This is a genomic window from Microbacterium sp. (genome assembly GCF_035554235.1).
Lineage (GTDB): Bacteria > Actinomycetota > Actinomycetes > Actinomycetales > Microbacteriaceae > Microbacterium.
In genome coordinates, this window is sequence record NZ_DATMIO010000101.1 from 1 (window position 1) to 24,358 (window position 24,358).

Below are 24,358 nucleotides of genomic sequence, written 5' to 3' on the forward strand. Positions count from 1 at the left end.
AGAGAGAAGGCGTTCTCGCTCGTCAGGTCGCCGGCGGAGCTCGGGTTCACCTCCACGACGGGCAACTTGCCGTCGATCGCCTGGTGGAACGAGTCGGCTCCGAATACCAGCGCCCCCTCTACCACGGCCGCGATGGACGGGTCGTTGACCATCTGCTGGCCGCACGCGAGACCCTCCTCCTCGCTGCTGGCGACAGTGCAGGTGTCCAGCTCGAGTGGGTGCCCGCCGATACCCCCGAGTTCGCTGTTGACGAGATTCACCGCCGCCTCGGCCGCTTCACGCGTTTCTGGACTCGATGGGACGCCCCCCTCGAGATTGACCATGCCGAGCCGAATCGGCTCGAGCGAGTCGTCGGCTGTGCCGGCGGTTGCACCCGTGAACTCGAGCGTCGCGGCATAGTCGCTGGTTGCCGCGTCAGTGTCGTCGCTCTGGGGCTGGGATGAGGGTGGTGCTTCGGTACAGGCGGCCAGGATCGCGGCAGACAGGAGCAGCGTGGTGCTGGCCATGGCCCAGTGACGTCGACGGTGACGTGACACACCGACGGTGCTGTGTCGTGAATGTGCGGACATCTTTTTCCTCTCGGGTGGTGCTGGACAGGGAGTGAGGGGGGAGTGCTCTGGGCGGGTCGCCGTCATCGCTTTTCGGGGATGACGGGAACGAGGAGATACGACTGGTGGTCGCCGCCTGTCTTGATCAGGTGGTTCCCGACGTTCACGGTCGCCGTGTGCGTCATTTGAGGTGCACCGGGAGGAGACTCGTAGTGGTCGAAGTCCTTTCCCTTGACCAGCAACCGCAAGCGTTCGCCCTTGCGAAACAGCACGGACGACGGCCAGATCTCGATGTCGACCGGCACGAGCTCGCCGCGCGCCAGTTTGTGCTCAGCCGTATGGCTGTGCACCGGCTGATACTCGGTGGACAGGGTCTCATCGAGCGCGCGGTGGGAGACCCGCAGCCAGCCGAGCGCAGACGGGCCGTCCAGATTCGTGGAGAAGAAGGGAAAGCCGACCCTTTCGCCCTCACGGTCGACCTTTTCGAGAGCGACGAAAAGGTCCATATCCGTGCTGTCGACGGGGGCGACCCAGAGGCGTAGCTTGCTGTGTCCGGTCAGCTCGGTGTCTTCAGGGAATGCGTACTCGAACTGGGCGCCGAACGGGCCGCGCGCCAGATACACGATCTGCGTCGGCTCGGCCGGCGGTGCCAGAGCAAGCGCCTGACTGGCCGCATCCAGGTAGAGACGGGTGTACTCCGTGCGAGCGAGCGGCCATTCGTCCTCGTCGCGGATCTCACCGACATAGCAGCGTTCCCGTATCTCCAGCTGCACCCGCGGCCAGTCTCGCACTCCGGCTTCGACCCCCTTGAGGAACTGGTCGAAGAACGCGCGGAGACGTTCCACATTTTCCGGCTGGTATTGGTATTCCCACTTCTTGCGTCCGTGCACCACCAGCCACTTGTCCGTGGACGAGATGCGCTTGTAGCCCTCGAGCGTGCCGCGGGTGTGCAGGCCCTGATCGGTCCAGCTGGCGACGATATAGGCGGGCACATCGATCTTGGCGAGGTCGACCGCGTTATCGGCCCAGTACTCGTCGAAGAGCGGGTGGGCAGCCGCCATACTCCAGCCGTCCTCCGTTTGCGCTGAGCCGATGCCTGGCCCGTGACCGTGCCACCACATGTCGTTGAGCCCGTCCTCGAGCATCCCGCCGTGGTACACCGTCTCCCGGTAGCGGTCCGAGAATCCCTCCCACGGATTGATCGCGGCAAGATGCGGCGGGCGCGTCGCGGCGGCGAACCACTGGATGATCGCGAAGTAGGACACGCCCGACATGCCCACCTTGCCGGTGCTCCACGCCGCCGTGCCGGCCCACTCGATGAGGTCGTACACGTCCGCGGCTTCACGGGTGTTGAGAAAGCCTCGGTTCTGGCCCTCAGAGCCCCACTGGCCTCGCGGATCGACGTAGATGACGGCGTAGCCGTGGCGGGTCCAGTACAGCGGGTCCGGGGCTTCGAAGATGGTGTACGGCGATATCCACTCTTCGCGTACGCCGGAACCGGGGAACCAGTTCGCCGGAGCCAGGTGCTTGCCGTATGCCGCCCAGCCGATGATCACCGGCACGGGCTCGTCGTTGTCGGGCCGGAACACATCCACGCGGATGCCGACGCCGTCGCGCATCTCCACGCGGACGTCGTAGTCGATGATCATTCCTTCCTGGACCACGGTGCGCTCGTTGATCCCGGGATATCCCGCCTCAGTGGGGTCGTAAGGCTCCCGGAAGATCCACTCAACCGACACGGCTTCTCCTTTGATCGCCTGGCGGACAACTGTCCGCGAAATCTCATCTGGACTTTAGAGTGACATTCACCACCTGTCAACCTTGCGGCGTCGCCGATCCGAGACGCGGGAGCGAGTGGGGTCGTGCCGCTGTAACGGACAGTAGTCCGTTTGGCGGCCCACCGGTTGCACGGTGCCCGACGTCCCAGGTCCGGATGCGGCGGGAGGGTGTCCGCACAGCGGGCACACACGTTTGTGTCGGTGTGGCGAAGTGCGAGACTAGGGCCCACCAGCAATGCGTACCAGGGGGTAACGGATGAGACAGAGCGAGAAACCGGAGTTCATCGAGGCGCTCGCGCGCGGGCTCGATGTCCTGACATCTCTTGGGTCCCCAGAGGTGCGATCCCTCAGCGAGATCGCCTCGGCCGCCGGTTTGCCCCGCCCAACGACTCGTCGGATCCTGATCACACTCATGGAACTCGGCTACGTCCGCGCAGAAGGCGGGAGCTTTCATCTCACGCCGCGAGTATTCGACCTCGGATACGCGTACCTGACAGCGTCTGGCATCTGGGAGATTGCACGGCCACACCTCGTCGAACTTTCCCGGTCCACCGGTGAATCGTGCTCGATCGCCCAACTCGATGGATCGGATGTCGTCTACGTCGCTCGTGCCGCTGTGCCGAAGCTCGTCGGCCTTTCCGTTTCGATCGGCACGCGATTTCCGGCCGTGGTCACATCGCTCGGAAAGGTGCTCCTCGCCGACTTGAGCCCGGAGGATCTTGCTGTGGCGCTGGCCGCACCCACACGCTCTGGCATTCAGCCTGCGCGAGTCCCCTCCGATGAGGAGTTGAGCCACGTTCTCCAAGAGGTCAGAGCTCGCGGATGGGCAGTGGCCGATCAGCAGCTCGCCGCTGCCATCCGCTCTATCGCCGCGCCGATCCGGAACGGTGCAGGCCGAGTCGTTGCCGCGGTGAACATCAACGCTCACGCGATGGAGACCCCTATCGAGACGCTGGTGGATGCCTTCCTGCCGAGACTGCTGCAGACGGCGGCGAACATCAGCGCGGATTGGCAGCGATGGGAAGCCCAGCCCATCACTCCCCTTCCCACAGCCAGTTCGTAGGGTGCGCGGAACGGCACCGGTTGACGAGACGACGATCACCTGAGAGTATTCGGACAAGTGTCCGCCTAGTGGGCGGGTGCCAGCGTTCACTCGAAGAGGAGTCCCATCGTGCCCACCGCAGCAAAACCGCTCGCACGCGTTGCCCTTATTGCCGTCGCCGGCCTCGCTCTGGCCAGTTGCTCCGGCGGCGGTGAATCCACCGCCCCCACCGGACAAGCGTCCGGCGGGTCGGCGGTTTCTTGCGAAGACTTCAGCGTGGCCGTCGTAGATGATGATCTGCGGCGGTCAGCGCTCTACGCAATCGAGAACGAGGAAGTCGACACGACCGCGTTTCCTGGGCTCGAGATCAGTTACCTTGCGCTTCCTGCGTTGTTCCAGGCCACTGCGACTGGACAATACGACCTGATCGAGGGCTCCCTCATCGGAGTGCCCCAAGCACGTGGGCAAGGGATTGATCTCAAGATCGTGGCGCTGTCATCGGGCAACAAGGCGCCCGATGACGCGACCGGCGTGGTGGGCATCTACGTGATGGACGACTCGCCGATCCGGTCCGCCGCCGACCTGGCGGGGAAGACTGTGGGCGTCACGAGCTTCGGCTCCACAGGAACCTTCTATGAACAGGTGATCCTCGACGAGAACTATGGCTTGAACTCGGCGCTGCAAGGCGGCGACGTTCGATGGACCGAATTGGATCCCGCGCAACTCGTCATCGGTCTGGAGCGTGGCACGGTCGATGCGATCGTCGGTTACAGCTATGTCTCCTGGCTGATGGGACAAGACGAAGACAAGTATCGGCAACTGACCAACACCACCGCGGAGTGGCGGGAACTCACCGGCGGCAACAACGTGAGTGCCGCGTTCCAAGCGCTCGGAACGCAGATCGAGGAGCGCCCGGAGTGCTACACCGCCTTCCAGGCGATGCTGACCGAATCGATCGATTACGCGCGCGAGAATGTGTCCGACATCGCAGCTACCGTCGCGGAGACCACCGGGTTCCCTGCTGAGTACGTCGAATTCCAATGGGGCGACACATACGACTACGTAGGAAATCTCGATGAAGAATGGCTCGACGCCGGACAGGCTCTGTGGGACGAGGCGAAGAGGGCAGGCAAGTTCGAGGAGACCCTCGACATCCGGGACGAGGTCGTCCAGTGACGGCAGGCATCACGGCCAGCGCCAAGGCGTCCGAGCGGATTGCTGACAGTCCGACCTCCACGATCCGAACCGCACGTCGACAGGTGAAGTGGGGCAGCTTCGCGCTCGCGAACGGGATACCTCTGCTGATCCTTCTCGCATGGGCGCTTGCAGCTCCAGGCCAGCCGGCATACCTGCTCCCCGCGCCGCTCGACGTGGCAGAGGATGTCGTACAGCTGACGGTCGGTCCGTTGGCCTTCGAAACGCTGACGTCCTTCGCCCGTATCATCGTCGCATTGGTGATCAGCATGCTCATCGGCGGTGGACTGGTGCTGCTCACCCAACTCATGCCCGTCTTCAATGGCGTCGTGAGCCACAGGCTGTTACCGCTGCTGAACGCCGTCCCCAGCGTGGGGTGGGCGATCCTCGGCGTCATTTGGCTCGGAGTATCCGACGCGGCGGTGATCTTCGTCGTCGCGCTCATCATCCTCCCCTTCTCGATGGTCACTCTGCGAGAAGGCCTCAAGGCAATCGATCCGGATCTGCGCGAGATGGGTCGGAGCTTCACCCGGAGCCGTCTGTCAGTCTTCGGCCGGATCGAGTTCACCCTCCTCCTGCCGTACGTGCTCGCCGCTGCGAGATTGTCGTTCTCCGTCGGATGGAAGGTGGCCATCATCGCCGAATTCTTCGGCGCAGAGGCCGGCATCGGACTGGTCATGAACCAAGCGCGACAAACCTTCGACACATCCATGGTTTTCGCGACGATCATCGTCATCGCAATGATCGTCTACGTCGTGGACACATTCGTGTTCGAAGCGCTGAGCAACTACGTTTCCCGCCGAATGGGAGCGACACAGAAAGACGTGGTGAACCAGTGAGCGTATCCGTGACGGACGCGGTGGATGCCATCGTCATCGACGGCCTCAAGATCGCCTACGGCGACGACGTCGTGATCGACGACTTCACCCTGCGCGTCAAGCAGGGTGAGTTCCTCTGCGTCCTCGGCGCCAGCGGCTGCGGTAAGTCGACGACTCTTCGAATCCTCGGCGACCTGGTGCAGCCATCGGATGGCGAGGTTCGCGTGCTCGGGGAGGCACCGAGCGAGGCATGGCGCCGCATCGCGTACGTGTTCCAAAGCCCCCGCCTGCTGCCCTGGCTCAACGCCCGCGATAACGTCGTCATGGCGATGAAGTTGCGACGCATGACCGGCTCCCGGCAGCAGCTGCGCACCGCGGCGTTGGAGAAGCTCGAGATGGTCGGACTGACTCGGTTGGCGACGAAGCCGGCCCATCAGCTATCCGGCGGAGAGCGTCAGCGAGTGGCGATCGCGCGGGCGCTTGCCGTGCAGCCGCAGATCCTGCTGATGGATGAACCACTCAGCGCGCTCGATGTGAAAACACGAACGCGACTGCGCAGCGACCTGGTCGACCTGTGGCGTGCGACGCAGATGACAGTCGTATTCGTCACGCACGACGTCGAAGAAGCGGTCGCTCTCGGAACGAGGGTGGTGACACTCTCGTCCAGACCGGCCGCGGTCGTCCATGACGAACGCATCGACATTCCCCATCCGCGAGACGCGTCGTCAGCAGAGTTTCACCGCCTCAAGAGGATGCTTGCTGCGGGACTGGACGTGGACCAACTGGCCGGGGTCGACACATCGATCGGCATCGATCCTGACCCCGGTACCACGTAGTTCATATCACTCGTCGGCGTTGAGCCGTGCCGCTAGGGCACCCGGGTCTCGTGTGCGTGGCCCAGCCGTAGACCCGGGACGAGCGCCGCGAGGGCGAGGGCCGTGGCGATCGCGAAGACCGCCGGGAACCCGGCATCCGTCCCCCGCAGGAACGTGAACGCAAGCCCCATCACGGCGATCGCGGCCGATGCCCCGATCGAGTCGGAGATCGACAGGGCGGACGAGTTGAAGCCCTGGTTCTGCGGCGTCGAGTAGGCGAGCGTCAGCACGGTGAGGCGCGGATACATGAGGCCCATGCCGGCGCCGGCGAGCGTCCACCCGGCGATGAGCACGGCCGGGGGCAGCCCCCACAGCGCGGTCAGACCGGCCACCGCGGTCGATGTGCCCAACAGGACCACGCCGATCAGGGTGATGCGCGTATTGCCGATGCGATCGCCGAACCGGCCCTGCACATCGGCGAAGGCCGCCCACGCGAGGGCCGCCGTGGTGAGCCCGAGCCCCGCCCACGTCGGCGAGAAGCCGAAGTGATCGATCAGCAGGTACGGCACATAGATCTCCGCGCCGAAGAGGGCGCCCGCGATGATGCCCCGCATCAGCACGACGCTCGGCAGTCCCCTCCCCGCGGACAGGGTGCGGCGCGGCAGCAGGGGGCGCGCCGCCAGCGCGATGACGACGAGGGATGCCGCAGCCGCCGCCCACCCGAAGACAGGGATCTCACCGGACAGGCTCAGGGCGAGCGCGCCCATGGCCACCACCACAGCGAGCACGAGCCGCAGTATGACATTCCCGTTCGATGCGGGTTCGTCGGTGTGCATGTCGATTCCCGCGAGCTTGACGGCCACCATCACGAAGGCGACGACGGTGAGGAGGGCGACCCCGAAGAAGACCCAGCGCCAGTGCAGGAACTCGGCGACGGCGCCCGCGAGGAATGGGCCGATGAGCGAGGGCACGACCCAGGCGGCCGAGAAGGCGGCGAAGACGCGGCCGTGCAGCACCGAAGGGTAGATGCGCGCGACGACGACGTACAGCGCGACGATCTGGCCGCCCGTGCCCAGTCCCTGCACGAGCCGTCCGGCGACGAGGATCTCCATCGTCGGTGCGGCGCCGGCGATCAGGAGCCCCGCGACGAAGAGGGTCGTCGCGGTGTAGAGCGGCAGGACGGGGCCGGCGCGATCCGACCAGGCGCCTGTGGCGACCATGCCGATGACGCTCGTGGCGAGCGTCGCCGAGAATGCCACCGCGTAGAGCGATGCACCGTCGAGCTCGTCGCTCACCACGGGCATGACCGTCGTCACGGCGAGGGCCTGAACCGCGGCGAGGAAGACGAGCGCGACAGCGCCGACCGTCACCCAGACGATCCGCGGATGCCAGATGCCCGCAGATTCGTCGCGCGTGCGTTCGCCGGTCACGACCCGACGAGCGCGCCGACCCGCGCCAGCGCGTCCCGAAGCACTTCGGGCGAGCACCCGAAGTTGATGCGCACGTGACCGTCGCCCTCTTCGCCGAACGCCGGCCCGAAGTGGAAGGCCACCTTCGCGTCGCGGAGGATGCGCTTGGCCGGATTGCGCCCCCAGCCGAGCGCGGTGAGGTCCACCCACGCGAGGTACCCGGCATCCGGCGGCAGGTAGCGGGCGCCCGGAAGGTGCTCGTCGATGAGCCCGGCGAGCAGAACGCGGTTCTCGTCGAGGGTGTGGAGCAGTCCGTCGAGCCAGGGGTCGCTCTCGGGCGAGAGCGCGGCGACCGATGCCAGCATCCCGAACTGCGATGTTCGCCATTCGACCTCGTCGGGCATCCCCCGCACGATCGCGGACGTCCGGTCGCCCGCGGTGACCATGACGGCGCACTTGAGCCCCGCGAGGTTGAACGCCTTGCTGGGGGATGCCACCGCGAAGCCGATCTCGCGCGCGTCGGGGGCGGCATCGAGGAAGGGCGTGAACGTCACACCGGGCTGGGTCAGCGGCGCGTGGATCTCGTCGCTGACAACGCGCGCGCCGAAGCGGGCGGCCATTCCGGCCAGCTCGGCGAGCATCTCGCGCGGGTGCACGGTGCCCGTGGGGTTGTGCGGGTTGCACAGGAGCAGCGCGCGGGCCCCGCCCGCGAACGCCGCGTCGATCCCTGGAAGATCGAGCTCCCAGCCGGTCTCGGTCTGCACGAGCGGCACGCGCTCGACGGAGGCCCCCGCCTCCGCGATGAGGTCGTAGAACGGCGGATACACGGGAGGGGTGACGATGACGCGGTCTCCGGGCTGGGTGATGCGGCGGAGGATCTCCACGATCCCCATGCTCACATCCGCGGTCGAGCGGACGTTCGAGGGGTCGACGGTCCACCCGTAGCGCCGCTGGGCGAAGCCGGCGAACGCCTCGGCGAGCGGATTGCGGGATGCCGTGTAGCCGGTGTCACCCAGGTCCACGGCGTGATGCAAGGCCGCCGTGATCGCGGGGGCGAGCGGAAAATCGGTCTCGGCGACGAACATCGGGAGAACGTCGGCGTCATACTCACGCCACTTCTCGCTCGTGCGCTCGCGGAGCTGCTCCAGCGGCAGCGCTCGGACGGGTTCGATACTCACCGTCCGAGCCTACTTGCGCGCAGGACATCGGGCGGAAGCAGGGAATCCGAGCTTAGATCGCGAAGCCGAGGGCGCGCATCATGTCACGCCCGTCGTCGGTGATGCGCTCGGGGCCCCACGGCGGCATCCACACCCAGTTGATCCGGAAGCGGTCGACGACCTCGTCCAGCGCCTGCGCCGTCTGCTCTTCGAGAACGTCGGTCAGCGGGCAGCCGGCACTGGTGAGCGTCATGTGGATGACGAGCGCGTCGTTCTCGTCATCCCAGCCGAGGTCGTAGATCAGTCCCAGGTCGACGACATTGATGCCCAGTTCGGGGTCCATGACGTCTTTGAGCGCCTCGGTCACCTCGTCGAACTTGTCGGGGCTGAGCGTCGCGGTCATAGTCCGATCCTACGCGTCCGCTTCGACCGCGGGCTCGGAAACCGCGTCGAGGAATCGGTCGTAGCCCTCGTCCTCGAGGCGGTCGGCGAGCTCGGGGCCGCCCTCTTCGACGATGCGCCCACCGATCATGACGTGCACGAAGTCGGGGTGGATGTAGCGGAGGATGCGGGTGTAGTGCGTGATGAGCAGCACACCGAGGTCGGTCTCGGCCTTCGCGCGGTTGACGCCCTCCGAGACGATCTTGAGTGCGTCGACGTCGAGGCCCGAGTCGGTCTCGTCGAGCACGGCGATCTGGGGCTTCAGCAGCTCGAGCTGGAGGATCTCGTGACGCTTCTTCTCGCCGCCCGAGAAGCCCTCGTTCACGTTCCGCGACGCGAACTTGGTGTCCATGCGCAGGTTCTTCATGGACTGCTTGACTTCCTTCGTCCAGGTGCGGATCGCCGGCGCCTCGCCGTCGATCGCCGTCTTGGCGGTGCGCAGGAAGTTGGTCACCGTGACGCCCGGGATCTCGACCGGGTACTGCATCGCCAAAAAGAGGCCGGCGCGCGCGCGCTCGTCGACGGTCATGGCGAGCACGTCGTCGCCGTCGAGCGTGATCGTGCCGCTCTGCACCTGGTATTTCGGGTGTCCGGCGATCGTGTAGGCCAGGGTCGACTTGCCGGAGCCGTTGGGGCCCATGATGGCGTGGGTCTGTCCCGTGCGGATCGTGAGGGTCACGCCGTTGAGGATGGGCGTGGTGCCGGCCTCCGTCTCGACGGTGACGTACAGGTCGCGGATCTCGAGCACTGCCATGGTTCAGACTTCCTTCGTGACGTTCGGATCGATGAGCACATCGTCTCCGTCGATCTGGACCGCGTAGACGGGGACGGGCTCATACGCGGGGAGGTTCAGGGGGTGGCCGGTGCGCAGCGAGAACGCCGAGCCGTGGGCCCAGCACTCGAGGCTGTCGCCCTCCACGAAGCCCTCGGCGAGTGAGATGTCGCCGTGGGTGCAGGTGTCGCCGATCGCGTGCACCTCGCCGTTCGAGTCGAGGACGACCGCGATCGGGACCTTCTTGACGACGACGCGCTTGGGGGTGTCCTGTTCGAGTTCACTGAGCGAGCAGACGCGGGTCGCGGTCACTGCGCCGTCCCTTCCTTGAGTTCGGCCTCGATGGCCTCCGACAGTTCCGCTTCCAGCGCCGGGATGCCGATGCGCTGGACGATCTCGCTCAGGAAACCGATCACGACGAGACGCCGTGCCTCTTCTTCGCTGATCCCGCGCGCCTGAAGGTAGAAGAGCTGCTCGTCGTCGAAGCGACCGGTCGCGCTCGCATGGCCGGCACCGCGGATGTCGCCCGTCTGGATCTCGAGGTTCGGGATCGACTCGGCGCGTGCGCCGTCGGTGAGCACGAGGTTGCGATTCGCCTCATACGAGTCGGTGCCCACGGCATCCGGCCCGATCTGCACGTCGCCGATCCACACGCTGCGGGCGCCGACGCCCTGCAGGGCGCCCTTGTACAGCACGTCGCCGCGGGTTTCGGGGCCCTTGTGGAAGAGGTACACCTGGCTCTCGAGGTGCTGCCCGGCGTCGGCGTAAGACAGGCCGTAGAGCTCGGCCTCCGACCCGGCGCCGGCGAGCTCGACCGACGGGTTGACGCGGACGACGCCCCCGCCGAAGCTGACGACGATGTGGCGGAGGCGGGCGTCGCGGTCGACACGCGCCTGGTGCGACGAGACGTGCACGGCATCCTCGTCCCAGCGCTGCACGGTCACGACCGTGAGCTGGGCGCCGTCGCGCACGATGATCTCGACGTTCTGCGCGTACGCGGCCGAACCGGAGTGCGCCAGCACGACGGTAGCCTTCGAGTTCGGGAGGGCCTCGAGGATGATGTGGGCGTTGGCGTGGCGCTCGGCGCCTCGACCGACGATGCCGAGCGTGAGCGCGTCGGCGGGCTCGGTGTCGGCCGGGATCCGCACGTGCAGCGCGTTCTGGCTGCGCTTCCACGCGATCGCGCTCGACAGATCGTCGGGGCGGAAGAACTCGCCGCGGACCGCGGCCTCGTGACCTGTCGACTCGACGACGTAGTCGTCGATGGCCGCGAGGTCGTACGCGATCGCGAGGTCGGGGCCTGCCTCGGTCTCCTCGTCGGTGAACACGGCCGACAGGCGCGCGATCGGCGTGTGCTTCCAGTTGACCTCGAACCCGGCGGGCGCGCCGAAGTCGGCGGGATCGAAGGAATGCGGCCGCTCCGAGCGGGTCTGCACGGGCACGAACGCGCCCGCGCCATCAGTGTGGCCCTTCGCTCCGGGAACGGTCGCGGGGGCCTGGACGACAGAACTCACTAGCCGACGGATCCTTCCATGCCCATCTCGATGAGCTTGTTGAGTTCGAGTGCGTACTCCATCGGCAGCTCTCGGGCGATCGGCTCGATGAAGCCGCGCACGATCATGGCCATGGCCTCGTCTTCGGGCATGCCGCGGGACTGGAGATAGAAGAGCTGCTCTTCGCTGACCTTCGACACGGTGGCCTCGTGGCCGAGCTGCACGTCGTCGACGCGGATGTCGATCGCCGGATAGGTGTCGGACCTCGAGATCGAATCGACGAGAAGAGCATCGCAGCGCACGGTGTTCGCCGAGTGGTGGGCGTTGGCATCCACCCGCACCTCGCCGCGGTAGCCCGCCCGGCCGCCGCCGCGCGCGATCGACTTCGAGACGATCGATGACTGCGTGTACGGGGCCATGTGGATCATCTTGGCGCCGGCGTCCTGGTGCTGACCGGGACCTGCGAAGGCGACGGAGAGCGTCTCGCCCTTGGCGCGCTCGCCGACGAGGAAGATCGACGGGTACTTCATCGTGACCTTCGACCCGATGTTGCCGTCGATCCACTCCATCGTCGCGCCCTCGTGCGCGACCGCACGCTTGGTGACGAGGTTGTAGACGTTGTTCGACCAGTTCTGGATCGTCGTGTAGCGCACGCGCGCGTCCTTCTTGACGATGATCTCCACGACGGCCGAGTGCAGCGAGTCGCTCTTGTAGATCGGAGCCGTGCAGCCCTCGATGTAGTGGACGTACGAACCCTCGTCGGCGATGATGAGCGTCCGTTCGAACTGGCCCATGTTCTCGGTGTTGATGCGGAAATAGGCCTGGAGCGGGATCTCGACGTGCACGCCCGGCGGCACGTAGACGAACGATCCGCCCGACCACACGGCCGTGTTCAGGGCGGCGAACTTGTTGTCACCCGCGGGGATGACGGTGCCGAAGTACTCCTCGAAGAACTCCGGGTGCTCGCGCAGCGCGGTGTCGGTGTCCATGAAGATGACGCCCTGAGCCTCGAGCTGCTCGTTGATCTGGTGGTAGACCACTTCGGACTCGTACTGGGCGGCGACACCAGCGACAAGACGCTGGCGCTCTGCCTCGGGGATGCCGAGGCGCTCGTACGTGTTGCGGATCTCCTCGGGGAGCTCTTCCCACGATCCGGCCTGCTTCTCGGTGGAGCGCACGAAGTACTTGATGTTGTCGAAGTCGATCTCGCTGAGGTCGGCGCCCCACGTCGGCATCGGCTTGCGCCCGAACAGCTGCAGGCCCTTGAGACGGTTCTTCAGCATCCACTCGGGCTCGCTCTTCAGCGTGGAGATGCCGCGCACGACGGCTTCGCTCAGGCCGCGCTGGGCGGCGGCTCCGGCGGCGTCGGCGTCGTGCCAGCCGAATTCGTAAGTGCCGAGCCCTTCGAGCTCGGGTCGGTCGATGAGCACATCAGACATGACGTCACACTCTCCTCTAGGCCTCAACGGTGTCATCCGCCCCGGCACCCGGATCCCGCGTGTTTTCGAGGGGGTGGGATGCCGCTGGTGGGCCCTTCTCTGAGGCGCCGTCCTGCGCGCCTACACTTGAAGCGATGCGTCGAGCGCTCAGCGCGCGCACCGCAACCCCTTGATTCTACAGGTTCCGCCTGTGCTCCGGGCGGCCACCCAGGCGGCCCCGGTCACAGTCGGGGGCCAATTCCCAGGAGGCCACGACAGATGACCGACGCGCCCACCGCTTCCGAGCACACCGGCCTCGGCGCCCGCTTGGGCGCGTGGCTCCCGGATCGGGTCGATCGACGCGTGGTCGCGGCGGCGTGGGCGACGCTCGTGGTGCAGATCGGGATCGTCGGCACGGGCGGGCTGGTGCGGCTGACCGCCTCCGGGCTCGGATGCCCGACGTGGCCGCAGTGCACCGCGGGATCGTTCGTGCCGACCCCCGAACTGGCCGCGCACGGGATCATCGAGTTCGCGAACCGCCTGCTGACGTTCGTGCTGGTCGCCGTCGCGATCGTCATGTTCCTCTTCGTCGTCCGCATGCGCCACGAGCGGCGCGACCTCTTCTGGCTCGCCCTTTCGATCGGCCTGTACGTGCCGCTGCAGGCGGTCATCGGCGGCATCACGGTGCTGACCAACCTCAACCCGTACGTCGTGGGGCTGCACTTCTTCGCATCGGTCGTGCTCGTCGCGCTGTCGACCGTGCTCGTCTACCGCGTGCACACCGGCCCCGGGCCGCGCGTGCTCGGCGTGCCGCGCTGGTACGCCGGCGTGACCCATCTCACGAGCGCCGCGGTGCTGACGACCGTGATCGTCGGCATCCTCGTCACGGGCGCGGGGCCCCACGCCGGCGACGCCGGAGCGGCGCGCAACGGTCTGCCGCCCGAGCTGATGCAGCACTTCCACTCGTGGCCCGCGTACGTCACGCTCGGCCTCACGATCGTGCTGCTGATCGGCGCATGGCGGGTCGCTCCGGGGCTCCGCCCGTGGGTCGGTCTCCTGCTCGGCATCGAACTCGTGCAGACCGCGGTCGGCCTCTGGCAGGCGCGCGCCGGCCTTCCCATCGTGCTCGTGAACATCCACATGGTGCTCGCCGTGGCGCTCGTCGCCGCGATGACCGCTGTGGTGCTCCACCTCAAGGCCCCGGTCGCGCCGGTCGCGGACGAGCCCGCGGAGCTGCATCGCACAGCGGCCTCATAGGCGCCGCATAGTCGGCTCACCGGCGACCCCGTGAAGGTGGTGGATGCCGCGGCACCTCCGCCGCGGCATCCCCGACTTCAAGGAGCCGCATGAACGCCGCCCGTCCCCCTCTCGTCCGCAGCATCCCGTTCTGGGGCCTCGTGGTGCTCTCTCTCGCGTCGATCGCCGTCGGCGGGTGGGTCGCCCTCTCGCAGATCGGCTCGATGAACGCGGCGCTGACCGCGGGCACCGCGACGGGCGTCGAGGTCTACGGCGGACAGTCGATCGCCGTGATCGGCTCGATCGTGCTCGGCGCGGGTGTCGTCGGGCTGCTGCTCGCCCTCGCGGTCGCCAGCGCCCGTGCCCTCGTCCCCGCGACGAGCATCGCCGCCCTCGAGGCCATCGAGCCCGTCGAGGTCATCGAGCCCATCGCGGTCATCGAACCCCTCCCGGACGACCGCTCGACGCACGACGAGCCCGCCGTCGCCGAGGACGCGGTCGCGCCCGTCGTGGCGGATGCCGATGATGCCCGGGTCGTGCCCGAGACCGACGCCGTTCCCGCCGCGCGCTGAGCGCGGGGCTCAGAACGGCAGCAGCGGGTCGATCGCGATCGCGACGAACAGCAGCGTGAGGTACGTGATGGATGCGTGGAACACACGCATCGGCGCGGGCTCGGTGCCCCGCACGGCCCGGTTGTACAGACGGTGCGACTCGTAGATGAACCATCCGCCGAACACGAGCGCCGACACCGTGTAGACCATGCCCATCTGCGCGACGGGCACGAGCAGCAGCGAGCATGCCACCGTCGCCCACGCGTAGAGGATGACCTGCAGGCCGACCTGCGAGCCGGAGCGCGTGGCGCCCAGCATCGGCACGTCGACGTCGTCGTACTGCTCCTTGTACTTCATCGACAGCGGCCAGTAATGCGGCGGCGTCCACAGGAAGACGAGGGCGAACAGGATGAGGGGCGCCCAGGCGAGCGATCCGGTGACGGCCGTCCAGCCGATCAGCACCGGGAAGCATCCGGCGATGCCGCCCCACACGATGTTCTGCTCGGTGCGGCGCTTGAGGAGCATCGTGTAGATCACGACGTAGAAGAAGATGGCGGCGGCCGAGAGCGAGGCGGCCAGCCAATTGGTGGTCACCCAGAGCCAGACGGTGGATGCCACGGCCAGCGCCCACGCGAAGATGAGGGCCCCGCGCGGCGAGACCTCGCCGGTGACGAGCGGGCGGTTCACGGTGCGCTGCATGTGCGCGTCGATGTCGCGGTCGAGGTACATGTTGAACGCGGCCGCGGAGCCGGCGCTCATCGATCCGCCGAGCACCGTGGCGAGCACGAGCCAGATGCTCGGGAACCCGCCCTGGGCGAGGATCATGACCGGTACGGTGGTGACCAGAAGGAGCTCGAGGACTCGCGGCTTCGTCAGTGCGACATAAGCACGAAGAGTGCGGCCGAGGGTGCGGTGGGCAACGGGCGCCGCGAGCCCCGACGTCGTCATGATGTGCATGTCCCCCGTAATGACCGCCAGTACAGATCACTGAGAAGTCTAAGGCATTCGGCGCGGCGGGCCGGGGCCGGGGGCCACTCCTCACAATGCCCTGCATCGCGAAGAGAGCAGCCCGCAACGGCTCGGACACGGGCACGTCATATCCGGCGTCCGAGCCGCTGTCACACTGTCGTCACTGACCCGATGCATAGCGGGAGCGGAAGAGCCGCTTCGCTATGCTGAACACACATGCGAGCCTTCGCTCCACCTCCCCTGTGACCTGCACCGCGGTGATCGACGCTGAGCTGGACGAGCGCTCCCCCTCCACGAAAGGCGGTCCGGTGTCGGATTTGCGTTGGGACGAGATCGATGAGCGCGCCGTGGACACGGCCCGCGTTCTTGCGGCGGATGCCGTGGAGAAGGTGGGCAATGGCCACCCGGGCACGGCCATGAGCCTCGCCCCGGCCGCCTACCTCCTCTACCAGCGGGTCATGCGGCACGATCCGTCGGACAAGAACTGGGCGGGGCGCGATCGCTTCATCCTCTCTGCAGGGCACTCGTCGCTGACGCAGTACGTGCAGCTCTATCTGGGCGGGTTCGGGCTCGAGCTCGATGACCTCAAGTCGCTGCGCACGTGGGGCTCGAAGACTCCCGGCCACCCGGAGTACGGCCACACGGACGGCGTCGAGATCACGACGGGCCCGCTCGGCCAGGGTCTCGCCTCCGCCGTGGGCTTCGCCTACGCCGCGCGGTACGAGCGCGGCCTGTTCGACCCGGAGGCACCCGCCGGCGAGAGCCCTTTCGACCACCACATCTACGTGATCGCCTCCGACGGCGACCTGCAGGAGGGTGTCACCAGCGAGGCGTCCTCCCTCGCCGGGCATCAGGAGCTCGGCAACCTCGTCGTCATCTACGACTCGAACCAGATCTCGATCGAGGACGACACCGACATCGCCTTCACCGAAGACGTGGCGAAGCGCTATGAGGCCTACGGCTGGCACGTGCAGACCGTCGACTGGAAGAAGACCGGCGAGTACGTCGAGGATGCCGCCGAGCTGTATGCGGCGATCGAGGCCGCCAAGGGCGAGACCGCGAAGCCGTCGATCATCGTCTTGAAGACGATCATCGGCTGGCCCTCCCCCGGCAAGCAGAACACCGGCAAGATCCACGGCTCCGCCCTCGGTGGCGACGAGCTCGCCGCGACGAAGAAGGTACTCGGCTGGAACCCCGACGAGACATTCGTCGTTCCGGACGATGTGCTCGCACACACCCGTTCACTGTCGGACCGGGTCGCCGGCCAGAAGGCCGAGTGGCAGACGGCGTTCGACGAGTGGGCTGCGGCGAACCCCGAGCGCAAGGCGCTCTGGGACCGCGTCAGCGCCCGCGAACTGCCCGAGGGCATCGCCGACGCACTTCCCGCTTTCGAACCAGGCAAGGACATCTCGACCCGCGCGGCTTCGGGCACGGTCATCAACGCCCTCGCCGCCGAGCTCCCCGAGCTGTGGGGCGGATCGGCAGACCTCGCCGAGTCCAACCTCACGACCATCAAGAACGCCGCGTCGTTCGTGCCGTCGGAGCGCTCGACCCACGAGTGGACCGGCAACCCCTACGGCCGCGTGCTGCACTTCGGCATCCGCGAGCACGCGATGGGCTCGATCCTCAACGGCATCGTGCTGCACGGGCCGACCCGCGCGTTCGGCGGGACGTTCCTGATCTTCAGCGACTACATGCGCCCGGCCGTCCGTCTCGCCGCGCTCATGAACATCCCCTCGATCTTCGTGTGGACACACGACTCCGTCGCGCTCGGCGAGGACGGTCCCACGCACCAGCCGATCGAGCAGATCGCGGCGCTCCGCGCCATCCCCAACTTCACCCTCGTCCGTCCGGGCGATGCCGCCGAGACCGGAGCGGTCTGGCTCGAGCTGCTGCGCCGTCACGGCGGCCCCGCCGGCATCGCGCTGACCCGCCAGAACATCCCGGTGTTCGCGCGGGCCGGTGCAGACGATGAGAACGGTGGCGCGGCATCCGGTGACACGTTCGCCGCCGCCGCCCACGCCGCGAAGGGCGCCTACGTTCTCGCGGAGGCCCCGAACGGCACGCCCGACGTCATCCTGATCGCCACCGGATCAGAGCTGCAGCTCGCCGTCGCGGCCCGCGAGGTCCTGGCCGGCGAGGGAATCAACGCCCGTGTCGTGTCGGCGCCTTCGCTCGAGTGGTTCGACGAGCAGGATGCCGCCTACCGCGAGTCCGTCCTGCCCGCCGCCGTGACCGCGCGCGTGTCGGTCGAGGCCGGCATCGCCCTCCCGTGGCGGCACATCGTCGGAGACAAGGGTCGGAGCGTCTCGATCGAGCACTTCGGCGCGTCGGCCGACTACAAGACCCTGTTCCAGAAGTTCGGCATCACCACCGAGGCCGTTGTCGCGGCCGCCCGCGAAACCGTCAAGGAGAACTCATGAGCACCCCCACCGCAAAACTCGCATCCGAAGGCGTCAGCATCTGGCTGGATGACCTCTCGCGTCAGCGCATCATGACGGGCAACCTCGCGGACCTCATCGTCACGCGCAACGTCACCGGCGTCACGACGAACCCGACGATCTTCGCCGGCGCCTTGGCCAACGGCGAGGCGTACGAATCGCAGGTCAAGGTGCTCGCCGAGCGCGGCGCCACCGCCGACGAGGCGATCTTCGAGATCACCACCGACGATGTGCGTGCCGCCGCCGACGTGTTCCGCCACGTCTACGACGAGACCAACGGCGTCGACGGTCGCGTATCGATCGAGGTCTCCCCCGACCTCGCGCACGACACCGACGAGACCATCGCGCAGGCCAAGGCGCTGTCGGCCACCGTCGACCGCCCGAACGTGCACATCAAGATCCCCGCTACGAAGGCCGGCCTCCCCGCCATCACCGCGGTGATCGCCGAGGGCATCAGCGTCAATGTCACGCTCATCTTCAGCCTGGAGCGGTACGCCGCCGTCATCGACGCGTACCTCACGGGTCTCGAGCAGGCCAAGGCCGCCGGCCACGACCTCTCGAAGATCCACTCCGTCGCGTCCTTCTTCGTGTCGCGCGTCGACACCGAGGTCGACAAGCGCCTCACGGCGCTCGGCGCCGAGGCCCTGAAGAGCCGCTCGGGCGTCGAGAACGCGCGCCTGGCGTACGAGCTGTACGAGCGCGAGTTCTCGACCGATCGCGCCAAGGCGCTGGTGGATGCCGGTGCGAACGTGCAGCGCCCGCTGTGGGCCTCGACCGGCGTCAAGGACCCCTCGCTCCCCGACACGCTCTATGTCACCGAGCTCGTCGCACCGGGCACCGTCAACACGATGCCCGAGAAGACGCTCGAGGCCACGTTCGACCACGGCGAGATCGACGGCGACCAGGTCACCGGCCGCTACGCCGAGGCGCACGAGTACTTCGACGCGCTCCGCGCCGCCGGCGTCGACTTCGACGACGTGACCCAGGTGCTCGAGGACGAAGGCGTGCAGAAGTTCGTCGCCTCGTGGCACGAGCTCCAGGAGACCGTGGCGACCGCTCTTCGGGGCGGCGTGGAGGCGACCCGATGAGCTTCGAGATCCACGTCACCGGCGCCGCGAAGGCCGCCATCGACGCCAACCTCCCGACCCTCATCACCGACCTGGTCGCTTCGGGGATCACCGCCGGCGACGGCTCGCTGTGGGGCCCCGAGGCCGAGGAGGAGTCGTCCAAGCGCCTCGGCTGGGTGCAGGCCGTCACGGTCTCCCGCCCCCTCGTGCCCGAGATCGAGGCGCTCCGCGCCGAGCTCGTGGGCAAGGGCATCACGCGGGTGGTGCTCGCGGGCATGGGCGGCTCGTCGCTCGCCCCCGAGGTCATCGCCCAGACCGCGGGCGTTCCGCTCGTGATCCTCGACTCGACCGCTCCGGGCCAGGTGCTCGCGGCCCTCGACGGCGACCCCGAGTCGGGCGGCCTGAGCCAGACCGTGCTCGTCGTCTCGTCGAAGTCCGGCTCGACCGTCGAGACCGACTCGGCCAAGCGCGCCTTCGAGGCCGCGTTCCGCGATCTCGGCATCGACCCCCTCGAGCGCATCGTGGTCGTCACCGACCCCGGCTCTCCTCTCGATGTGGCCGCCCGTGCCGACGGCTACCGCGTGTTCAACGCGGACCCCACCGTGGGTGGGCGCTACTCGGCGCTCACCGCGTTCGGGCTCGTTCCGACCGGTCTCGCCGGCGTCGACATCAGCGAACTCCTCGACGAGGCGGAGGCGTCGCTTCTCGAGGTCGCGATCGACAGCCCCGACAACCCGGCGCTCCTGCTCGCCGCCGCGATCGCCGGCACGTCGCCGCGTCGCGACAAGCTCGGCCTGATCACCGACGGCACCCACATTGTGCGGCTGCCCGATTGGATCGAGCAGCTCGTCGCTGAATCGACCGGAAAGAACGGCACCGGCATCCTGCCCGTCGTCCTGCTTCCCGTCTCGCCCGAGGTCGAGAAGCGACCCGACGACCTGCAGATCGTACGGCTCGTCGACGAGGCCAAGAAGTTCCACCTCTTCGAGCACCACGAGGGAGAGATCCTCGTCAGCGGCTCGCTCGGAGGCCAGCTCATGGTCTGGGAGTATGCGACGGCGATCGCCGGGCGGATGCTGGGGATCAACCCCTTCGATCAGCCCGACGTGGAGTCGGCGAAGATCGCGGCCCGTGGGCTGCTCGACGCCCGCCCCGAGCCCTCCGCACCGGCGTTCACGGTCGAGGGTGTCGAGGTGCGTGTGAGCGACCCCGAGCTCGCCGCATCCGGAACCGTCGCCGGGGTGCTCGACGCACTGTGGTCGCGGCTGCCCGCCGACGGATACGTCGCCATCCAGGCGTACGTGAACCGTCTCGAGCTGTCTCAGCTGCAGGGCCTTCGCGAGCTCGTCGCGGCCGACTCCGGTCGCCCGACGACCTTCGGCTGGGGACCCCGCTTCCTGCACTCCACAGGTCAGTACCACAAGGGCGGCCCCGCGCAGGGCGTGTTCCTGCAGATCCTCGAGCGCACGGATGTCGACCTCGAGATCCCCGACCGGCCCTTCACGTTCGGCCAGCTCATCGAGGCGCAGGCCGCGGGAGACGCCAATGTGCTCGCCGAGCACGGCAGGCCCGTCGTCACCCTCACCCTGACCGACCCCCAGCTCGAAGTGCTCGCGCTCTTCGAAGCCGCCCAGTAGGAGCACCCCCGGCACATGACCGTCAAGATCCCAGGATCGAGTGGGGCCGCAGAGCGGCCGCGTATCGAGATCTCGCGCGGGCACAATCCCCTCCGCGACGCCGACGACCGCCGCCTGAACCGCATCGCGGGGCCCAGCGCCCTCGTGATCTTCGGCGTCACGGGCGACCTGTCGCGCAAGAAGCTCATGCCGGCCGTCTACGACCTCGCCAACCGCGGCCTGCTGCCGCCCGGGTTCGCCCTGGTGGGGTTCGCGCGCCGCGACTGGCAGGACCAGGACTTCGCGAAGGTCGTCTACGACGCGGTGCGGCAGCACGCGCGCACCGAGTTCCGCGAGGAGACGTGGGAGCAGCTGCTTCAGGGCATCCGCTTCGTCTCCGGAGAATTCGACAACCCCGAGTCGTTCACCACGCTGCGCAAGACCGTCGAGAAACTCGACGTGGAACGCGGCACGATGGGCAACCACGCGTACTACCTGTCGATCCCGCCGAAGGATTTCCCCCTCGTCGCCCGACAGCTGCGCGACTCGGGCCTGGTCGATGACACCACAGACGAGGATCGCTGGCGCCGCGTGGTCATCGAGAAGCCGTTCGGAAGCGACCTCACGACCGCACGGGCGCTCAACGAGGCCCTCGAAGTCGCGTTCCCGGCCGACTCGATCTTCCGCATCGACCACTACCTGGGCAAGGAGACGGTCCAGAACATCCTGGCCTTGCGCTTCGCGAACGAGCTCTACGAGCCGATCTGGAACCGCAACTACGTCGACCACGTGCAGATCACGATGGCCGAGGACATCGGCGTGGGCGGCCGCGCCGGCTACTACGACGGCATCGGCGCCGCGCGCGATGTCATCCAGAACCACCTGCTGCAGCTGCTCGCCCTCACCGCGATGGAGGAGCCGATCAGCCTGACGGCGAGCGACCTCCGCGCCGAGAAGGAGAAGGTGCTCGCCGCGGTCACCCTGCCCGAAGACCTCTCGCTGGCCGCCGCGCGCGGACAGTATGCGGGCGGGTGGCAGGGAGGCGAGCAGGTCACCGGATTCCTCGACGAGGACGGGATGAACCCGGAATCGACGACCGAGACCTACGCCGCCATCAAGCTCGAGATCGCCACGCGCCGCTGGGCGGGCGTGCCGTTCTACCTGCGCACGGGCAAGCGCCTCGGGCGCCGCGTGACCGAGATCGCGGTGGTGTTCAACCGCGCGCCGCAGCACCTCTTCTCGCGCAACCAGACGTCGGAGCTCGGCCAGAACGCGCTCGTCATCCGCATCCAGCCCGACGAGGGCGTGACGATCCGCTTCGGCTCGAAGGTCCCCGGCTCGGGCAGCCAGGTGCGCGACGTGACGATGGACTTCGGCTACGGCCACGCGTTCACCGAGGCGAGCCCCGAGGCGTACGAGCGGCTCATCCTCGACGTGCTGCTCGGCGACCCGCCCCTCTTCCCCCGCCACGAAGAGGTCGAACTCTCGTGGAAGATCCTCGACCCCGTCGAGGAGTACTGGGCCGCCCAGAGCGGTCCCCTCGAGCAATACAGTCCCGGTTCGTGGGGTCCGGCATCCGCCGACGAGCTCCTCGCCCGCGACGGCCGCGTCTGGAGGCGCCCGTGATCATCGAACTGCCCGACACGACCGTCAGCAAGGTCGCGCGACAGCTCGTCAGCGTGCGCGAGGAAGGCGGCGCGGTCGCCCTCGGCCGCGTGCTGACCCTCGTCATCGCGACGAGGCACGGGCTCGAAGAGGAAGCGATCGACGCGGCGAACGACGCATCACGCGAGCATCCGATGCGCGTCATCGTGCTCATGACGTCGGACGCCGACGAACCGAGGCTCGACGCGCAGATCCGCGTCGGCGGCGACGCGGGAGCCAGCGAAGTGGTCGTACTGCACGCCCGCGGCGACGCGGCCTCGAACGCCGAGAGCCTCGTGACCGGCCTCCTGCTCCCCGACGCTCCCGTGGTGGCGTGGTGGCCGGACGACCCGCCCCAGGTGCCCTCCGTCTCACCGCTCGGCGGCATCGCCCAGCGACGCATTACCGATGCCTCGACCCGGCCCTTCTCCACGGATCGCCTGTCGACTCTCGGCGACAGCTACACCCCCGGTGACACCGACCTCGCGTGGACGCGCCTTACGCACTGGCGCGAACAGCTCGCCGCCGTGCTCGACCAGCCGCCGTTCGACGAGGTCACGGGCGTCGAGGTGCGTGGCGCCGCGAGCTCCCCGTCGACGGCCCTGCTCGCCGCGTGGCTGCGTCTCATGCTCGACGTGCCCGTGGACTGGAGGTACGAGTCGCCCGAAGAGTGGGAGCACGGCATCAAGTCGGTGCGCCTCGCACGCGCGAGCGGCGACATCGTGCTCGAGCGCCCCTCCCCCGGGGTCGCCCTGCTCACCCAGCCCGGTCAGCCGGATCACGACCTCGTCCTCCCCCGCCGGACGCTCCGCGAATGCCTCGCCGAAGAGCTCCGCCGCCTCGATCCCGACGTCCTGTATGGTCGAGTGATCACCGAGGCCTGGGACCTTCTGGGCCCGCCAGCACCGCGGGAGTAGCATGCCGCTCGAGAATGTCACCGAGAAGCGGGTCGTCGTCACCGCCGACCCCGCCGCCCTCGCAGCGGGCGTCGCGGCACGCTTCATCGGCAAAGTCAGCGAATTGTCGGATGCCGGTCGCACGGTGCACGTCTCGCTGACGGGCGGAACCAGCGGCATCGCTGTGCTCCGCGCGGCCGCCGAGCACCCGTGGCGCGACAACGTCGACTGGTCGCTCGTGCACTTCTGGTGGAGCGACGAGCGATTCGTCCCGAGCGGCCATGCGGACCGCAATGACGCTCAGGCACGCGAGGCGCTTCTCGACGCGTTGGCGATTCCGGCCGAGAACATCCACCCCATGCCCGCGTCGGATCAGGGAGTCGACCTGGATGCCGCGGCCGTCGCCTACGCGCAGGAGCTGTCCCGCTTCTCGACCGACGACGGCCCGTGGCCGGTGTTCGACATCTGCTTCCTCGGCGTCGGTCCCGACGGCCACATCGCGTCGCTCTTTCCTGACCGACCCGAGATCCATGTCACGAGCGAGGCGGTTCTCGCGGTGCGGGACTCCCCCAAGCCACCGCCGGAGCGGATCACGCTGACGCGCCCCGTCATCAACTCTTCCGTGCGCGTCTGGATGGTCATCGCGGGTGCTGACAAGGCCTCAGCGCTCGGGCTCGTGCTCGCGGGAGCGAGCTACTCGAGCGTCCCCGCCGCGGGAGCCAAGGGCCGCAGGCGCACGGTCATCTTCGTCGACAAGGCGGCGGCCGCCGAAGTCCCTCCCGACCTCATCGATCCGGATTATTGACACGACACGGATCACGGCGCGAAGCGCCTGATGCGTGTCGGGTCAAGGTCGAGTAGGCGCGCAGCGCCGTATCGAGACCTATCCGAGCAAACGCGGATGCCCCTCAGAGCCCGCGTCGCTCGCGGAGCTGGTTCAGCGCATCGTCGAGGAGCGTCTCGGCCTCTTCCTCGGTGCGCCGTTCCTTCACGTACGCCAAGTGCGTCTTGTACGGCTCGGTCTTGGCCAGCGCGGGAGGGTTCTCCTTGTCG

23 protein-coding genes are annotated in these 24,358 nt (G+C 67.8%); 12 read left to right on the top strand and 11 right to left on the bottom strand.

The window, feature by feature from the left end:
• Nucleotides 1-506: type 1 periplasmic-binding domain-containing protein (locus VNT50_RS04905; protein ID WP_325483983.1), on the bottom strand; the 506-nt coding region annotated here is incomplete at its 3' end.
• Between the two features lie 125 nt (nt 507-631).
• Nucleotides 632-2,287 carry a CocE/NonD family hydrolase gene (locus VNT50_RS04910; protein WP_325483984.1) on the bottom strand — a complete coding sequence of 552 codons (1,656 nt, stop codon included), beginning with the start codon at nt 2,285-2,287 and terminating at the stop codon, nt 632-634.
• A gap of 295 nt (nt 2,288-2,582) precedes the next feature.
• On the opposite strand from VNT50_RS04910, the gene VNT50_RS04915 reads away from it, so the two are divergent.
• From VNT50_RS04915 to VNT50_RS04930, 4 genes are all read left to right on the top strand, one after another.
• Nucleotides 2,583-3,389, top strand: a complete 807-nt coding sequence (locus VNT50_RS04915) for an IclR family transcriptional regulator domain-containing protein (RefSeq protein WP_325483985.1) — start codon at nt 2,583-2,585, stop codon at nt 3,387-3,389.
• A 108-nt stretch (nt 3,390-3,497) separates the two neighbouring features.
• On the top strand, nt 3,498-4,544 hold the full coding sequence (locus VNT50_RS04920) for an ABC transporter substrate-binding protein (protein WP_325483986.1): 1,047 nt from the start codon (nt 3,498-3,500) through the stop codon (nt 4,542-4,544).
• A complete protein-coding gene (locus VNT50_RS04925) occupies nt 4,541-5,401 on the top strand; it encodes an ABC transporter permease (protein WP_325483987.1) in 861 nt (286 codons plus the stop codon). Before VNT50_RS04920 ends, VNT50_RS04925 begins: the two co-directional genes overlap by 4 nt.
• A gap of 20 nt (nt 5,402-5,421) precedes the next feature.
• Complete coding sequence (locus VNT50_RS04930; RefSeq protein WP_325483988.1) at nt 5,422-6,216, top strand: ABC transporter ATP-binding protein; 795 nt, start codon at nt 5,422-5,424, stop codon at nt 6,214-6,216.
• Between the two features lie 32 nt (nt 6,217-6,248).
• On the opposite strand, the gene VNT50_RS04935 is transcribed toward VNT50_RS04930, so the two are convergent.
• The 7 genes from VNT50_RS04935 to sufB are packed head-to-tail and all read right to left on the bottom strand — an operon-like array spanning nt 6,249 to nt 12,906.
• Complete coding sequence (locus tag VNT50_RS04935; protein WP_325483989.1) at nt 6,249-7,625, bottom strand: MFS transporter; 1,377 nt, start codon at nt 7,623-7,625, stop codon at nt 6,249-6,251.
• Nucleotides 7,622-8,782: a MalY/PatB family protein gene (locus VNT50_RS04940; RefSeq protein WP_325483990.1), complete on the bottom strand. Its 1,161-nt coding sequence runs from the start codon at nt 8,780-8,782 to the stop codon at nt 7,622-7,624. Before VNT50_RS04940 ends, VNT50_RS04935 begins: the two co-directional genes overlap by 4 nt.
• A gap of 52 nt (nt 8,783-8,834) precedes the next feature.
• Complete coding sequence (locus tag VNT50_RS04945) at nt 8,835-9,164, bottom strand: metal-sulfur cluster assembly factor (protein WP_325483991.1); 330 nt, start codon at nt 9,162-9,164, stop codon at nt 8,835-8,837.
• Between the two features lie 9 nt (nt 9,165-9,173).
• Nucleotides 9,174-9,956, bottom strand: coding sequence for a Fe-S cluster assembly ATPase SufC (gene sufC / locus VNT50_RS04950; RefSeq protein ID WP_325483992.1), 783 nt, complete (start codon nt 9,954-9,956; stop codon nt 9,174-9,176).
• 3 nt (nt 9,957-9,959) lie between these two features.
• Entirely contained in the window at nt 9,960-10,286 is a 327-nt protein-coding gene (locus tag VNT50_RS04955) for a non-heme iron oxygenase ferredoxin subunit (protein ID WP_325483993.1), read from the bottom strand.
• Nucleotides 10,283-11,488: a Fe-S cluster assembly protein SufD gene (gene sufD, locus VNT50_RS04960; RefSeq protein ID WP_325483994.1), complete on the bottom strand. Its 1,206-nt coding sequence runs from the start codon at nt 11,486-11,488 to the stop codon at nt 10,283-10,285. Before sufD ends, VNT50_RS04955 begins: the two co-directional genes overlap by 4 nt.
• The gene (gene sufB / locus VNT50_RS04965) at nt 11,488-12,906 is read right to left on the bottom strand and encodes a Fe-S cluster assembly protein SufB (protein WP_325483995.1); all 1,419 of its coding nucleotides are present in this window, start codon (nt 12,904-12,906) and stop codon (nt 11,488-11,490) included. The genes sufD and sufB overlap by 1 nt, the downstream gene beginning before the upstream one ends.
• Before the next feature lie 258 nt (nt 12,907-13,164).
• Between sufB and VNT50_RS04970 the strand changes: the two genes are divergently transcribed.
• Both VNT50_RS04970 and VNT50_RS04975 read left to right on the top strand, forming a co-directional pair.
• Nucleotides 13,165-14,142, top strand: coding sequence for a COX15/CtaA family protein (locus VNT50_RS04970; protein ID WP_325483996.1), 978 nt, complete (start codon nt 13,165-13,167; stop codon nt 14,140-14,142).
• Between the two features lie 89 nt (nt 14,143-14,231).
• On the top strand, nt 14,232-14,693 hold the full coding sequence (locus VNT50_RS04975; protein WP_325483997.1) for a hypothetical protein: 462 nt from the start codon (nt 14,232-14,234) through the stop codon (nt 14,691-14,693).
• A 9-nt stretch (nt 14,694-14,702) separates the two neighbouring features.
• Here the strand turns inward: VNT50_RS04975 and VNT50_RS04980 are convergent, their stop codons facing one another.
• A complete protein-coding gene (locus VNT50_RS04980; protein ID WP_414683939.1) occupies nt 14,703-15,629 on the bottom strand; it encodes a heme o synthase in 927 nt (308 codons plus the stop codon).
• 320 nt (nt 15,630-15,949) lie between these two features.
• Between VNT50_RS04980 and tkt the strand changes: the two genes are divergently transcribed.
• The 6 genes from tkt to pgl are packed head-to-tail and all read left to right on the top strand — an operon-like array spanning nt 15,950 to nt 24,110.
• Nucleotides 15,950-18,064: a transketolase gene (gene tkt, locus VNT50_RS04985; protein ID WP_325483998.1), complete on the top strand. Its 2,115-nt coding sequence runs from the start codon at nt 15,950-15,952 to the stop codon at nt 18,062-18,064.
• Entirely contained in the window at nt 18,061-19,170 is a 1,110-nt protein-coding gene (gene tal, locus VNT50_RS04990; RefSeq protein WP_325483999.1) for a transaldolase, read from the top strand. Before tkt ends, tal begins: the two co-directional genes overlap by 4 nt.
• Nucleotides 19,167-20,786, top strand: coding sequence for a phosphoglucose isomerase-related protein (locus VNT50_RS04995; protein ID WP_325484000.1), 1,620 nt, complete (start codon nt 19,167-19,169; stop codon nt 20,784-20,786). Before tal ends, VNT50_RS04995 begins: the two co-directional genes overlap by 4 nt.
• Nucleotides 20,787-20,801: 15 nt before the next feature.
• Nucleotides 20,802-22,391: a glucose-6-phosphate dehydrogenase gene (zwf, locus tag VNT50_RS05000; protein WP_325484001.1), complete on the top strand. Its 1,590-nt coding sequence runs from the start codon at nt 20,802-20,804 to the stop codon at nt 22,389-22,391.
• Nucleotides 22,388-23,326 carry a glucose-6-phosphate dehydrogenase assembly protein OpcA gene (locus tag VNT50_RS05005; protein WP_325484002.1) on the top strand — a complete coding sequence of 313 codons (939 nt, stop codon included), beginning with the start codon at nt 22,388-22,390 and terminating at the stop codon, nt 23,324-23,326. Before zwf ends, VNT50_RS05005 begins: the two co-directional genes overlap by 4 nt.
• 1 nt (nt 23,327) lies before the next feature.
• Nucleotides 23,328-24,110, top strand: coding sequence for a 6-phosphogluconolactonase (gene pgl, locus VNT50_RS05010; protein WP_325484003.1), 783 nt, complete (start codon nt 23,328-23,330; stop codon nt 24,108-24,110).
• A gap of 103 nt (nt 24,111-24,213) precedes the next feature.
• Here the strand turns inward: pgl and VNT50_RS05015 are convergent.
• A partial coding sequence (locus tag VNT50_RS05015) for an RNA polymerase-binding protein RbpA (protein WP_325484005.1) occupies nt 24,214-24,358 on the bottom strand: 145 nt, incomplete at its 5' end.

Bases quoted from the DNA above. Each gene is read 5' to 3' on its own strand.
- VNT50_RS04915 (WP_325483985.1), top strand. From the start codon at position 2,583: ATGAGACAGAGCGAGAAACCGGAGTTCATCGAGGCGCTCGCGCGCGGG.
- VNT50_RS04945 (WP_325483991.1), bottom strand. From the start codon at position 9,164: ATGACCGCGACGCTCAGCCCCGACAAGTTCGACGAGGTGACCGAGGCG.
- sufC (WP_325483992.1), bottom strand. From the start codon at position 9,956: ATGGCAGTGCTCGAGATCCGCGACCTGTACGTCACCGTCGAGACGGAG.
- sufB (WP_325483995.1), bottom strand. From the start codon at position 12,906: ATGTCTGATGTGCTCATCGACCGACCCGAGCTCGAAGGGCTCGGCACT.
- VNT50_RS04970 (WP_325483996.1), top strand. From the start codon at position 13,165: ATGACCGACGCGCCCACCGCTTCCGAGCACACCGGCCTCGGCGCCCGC.
- VNT50_RS04975 (WP_325483997.1), top strand. From the start codon at position 14,232: ATGAACGCCGCCCGTCCCCCTCTCGTCCGCAGCATCCCGTTCTGGGGC.
- VNT50_RS04980 (WP_414683939.1), bottom strand. From the start codon at position 15,629: ATGCACATCATGACGACGTCGGGGCTCGCGGCGCCCGTTGCCCACCGC.
- tal (WP_325483999.1), top strand. From the start codon at position 18,061: ATGAGCACCCCCACCGCAAAACTCGCATCCGAAGGCGTCAGCATCTGG.
- VNT50_RS04995 (WP_325484000.1), top strand. From the start codon at position 19,167: ATGAGCTTCGAGATCCACGTCACCGGCGCCGCGAAGGCCGCCATCGAC.
- zwf (WP_325484001.1), top strand. From the start codon at position 20,802: ATGACCGTCAAGATCCCAGGATCGAGTGGGGCCGCAGAGCGGCCGCGT.
- pgl (WP_325484003.1), top strand. From the start codon at position 23,328: ATGCCGCTCGAGAATGTCACCGAGAAGCGGGTCGTCGTCACCGCCGAC.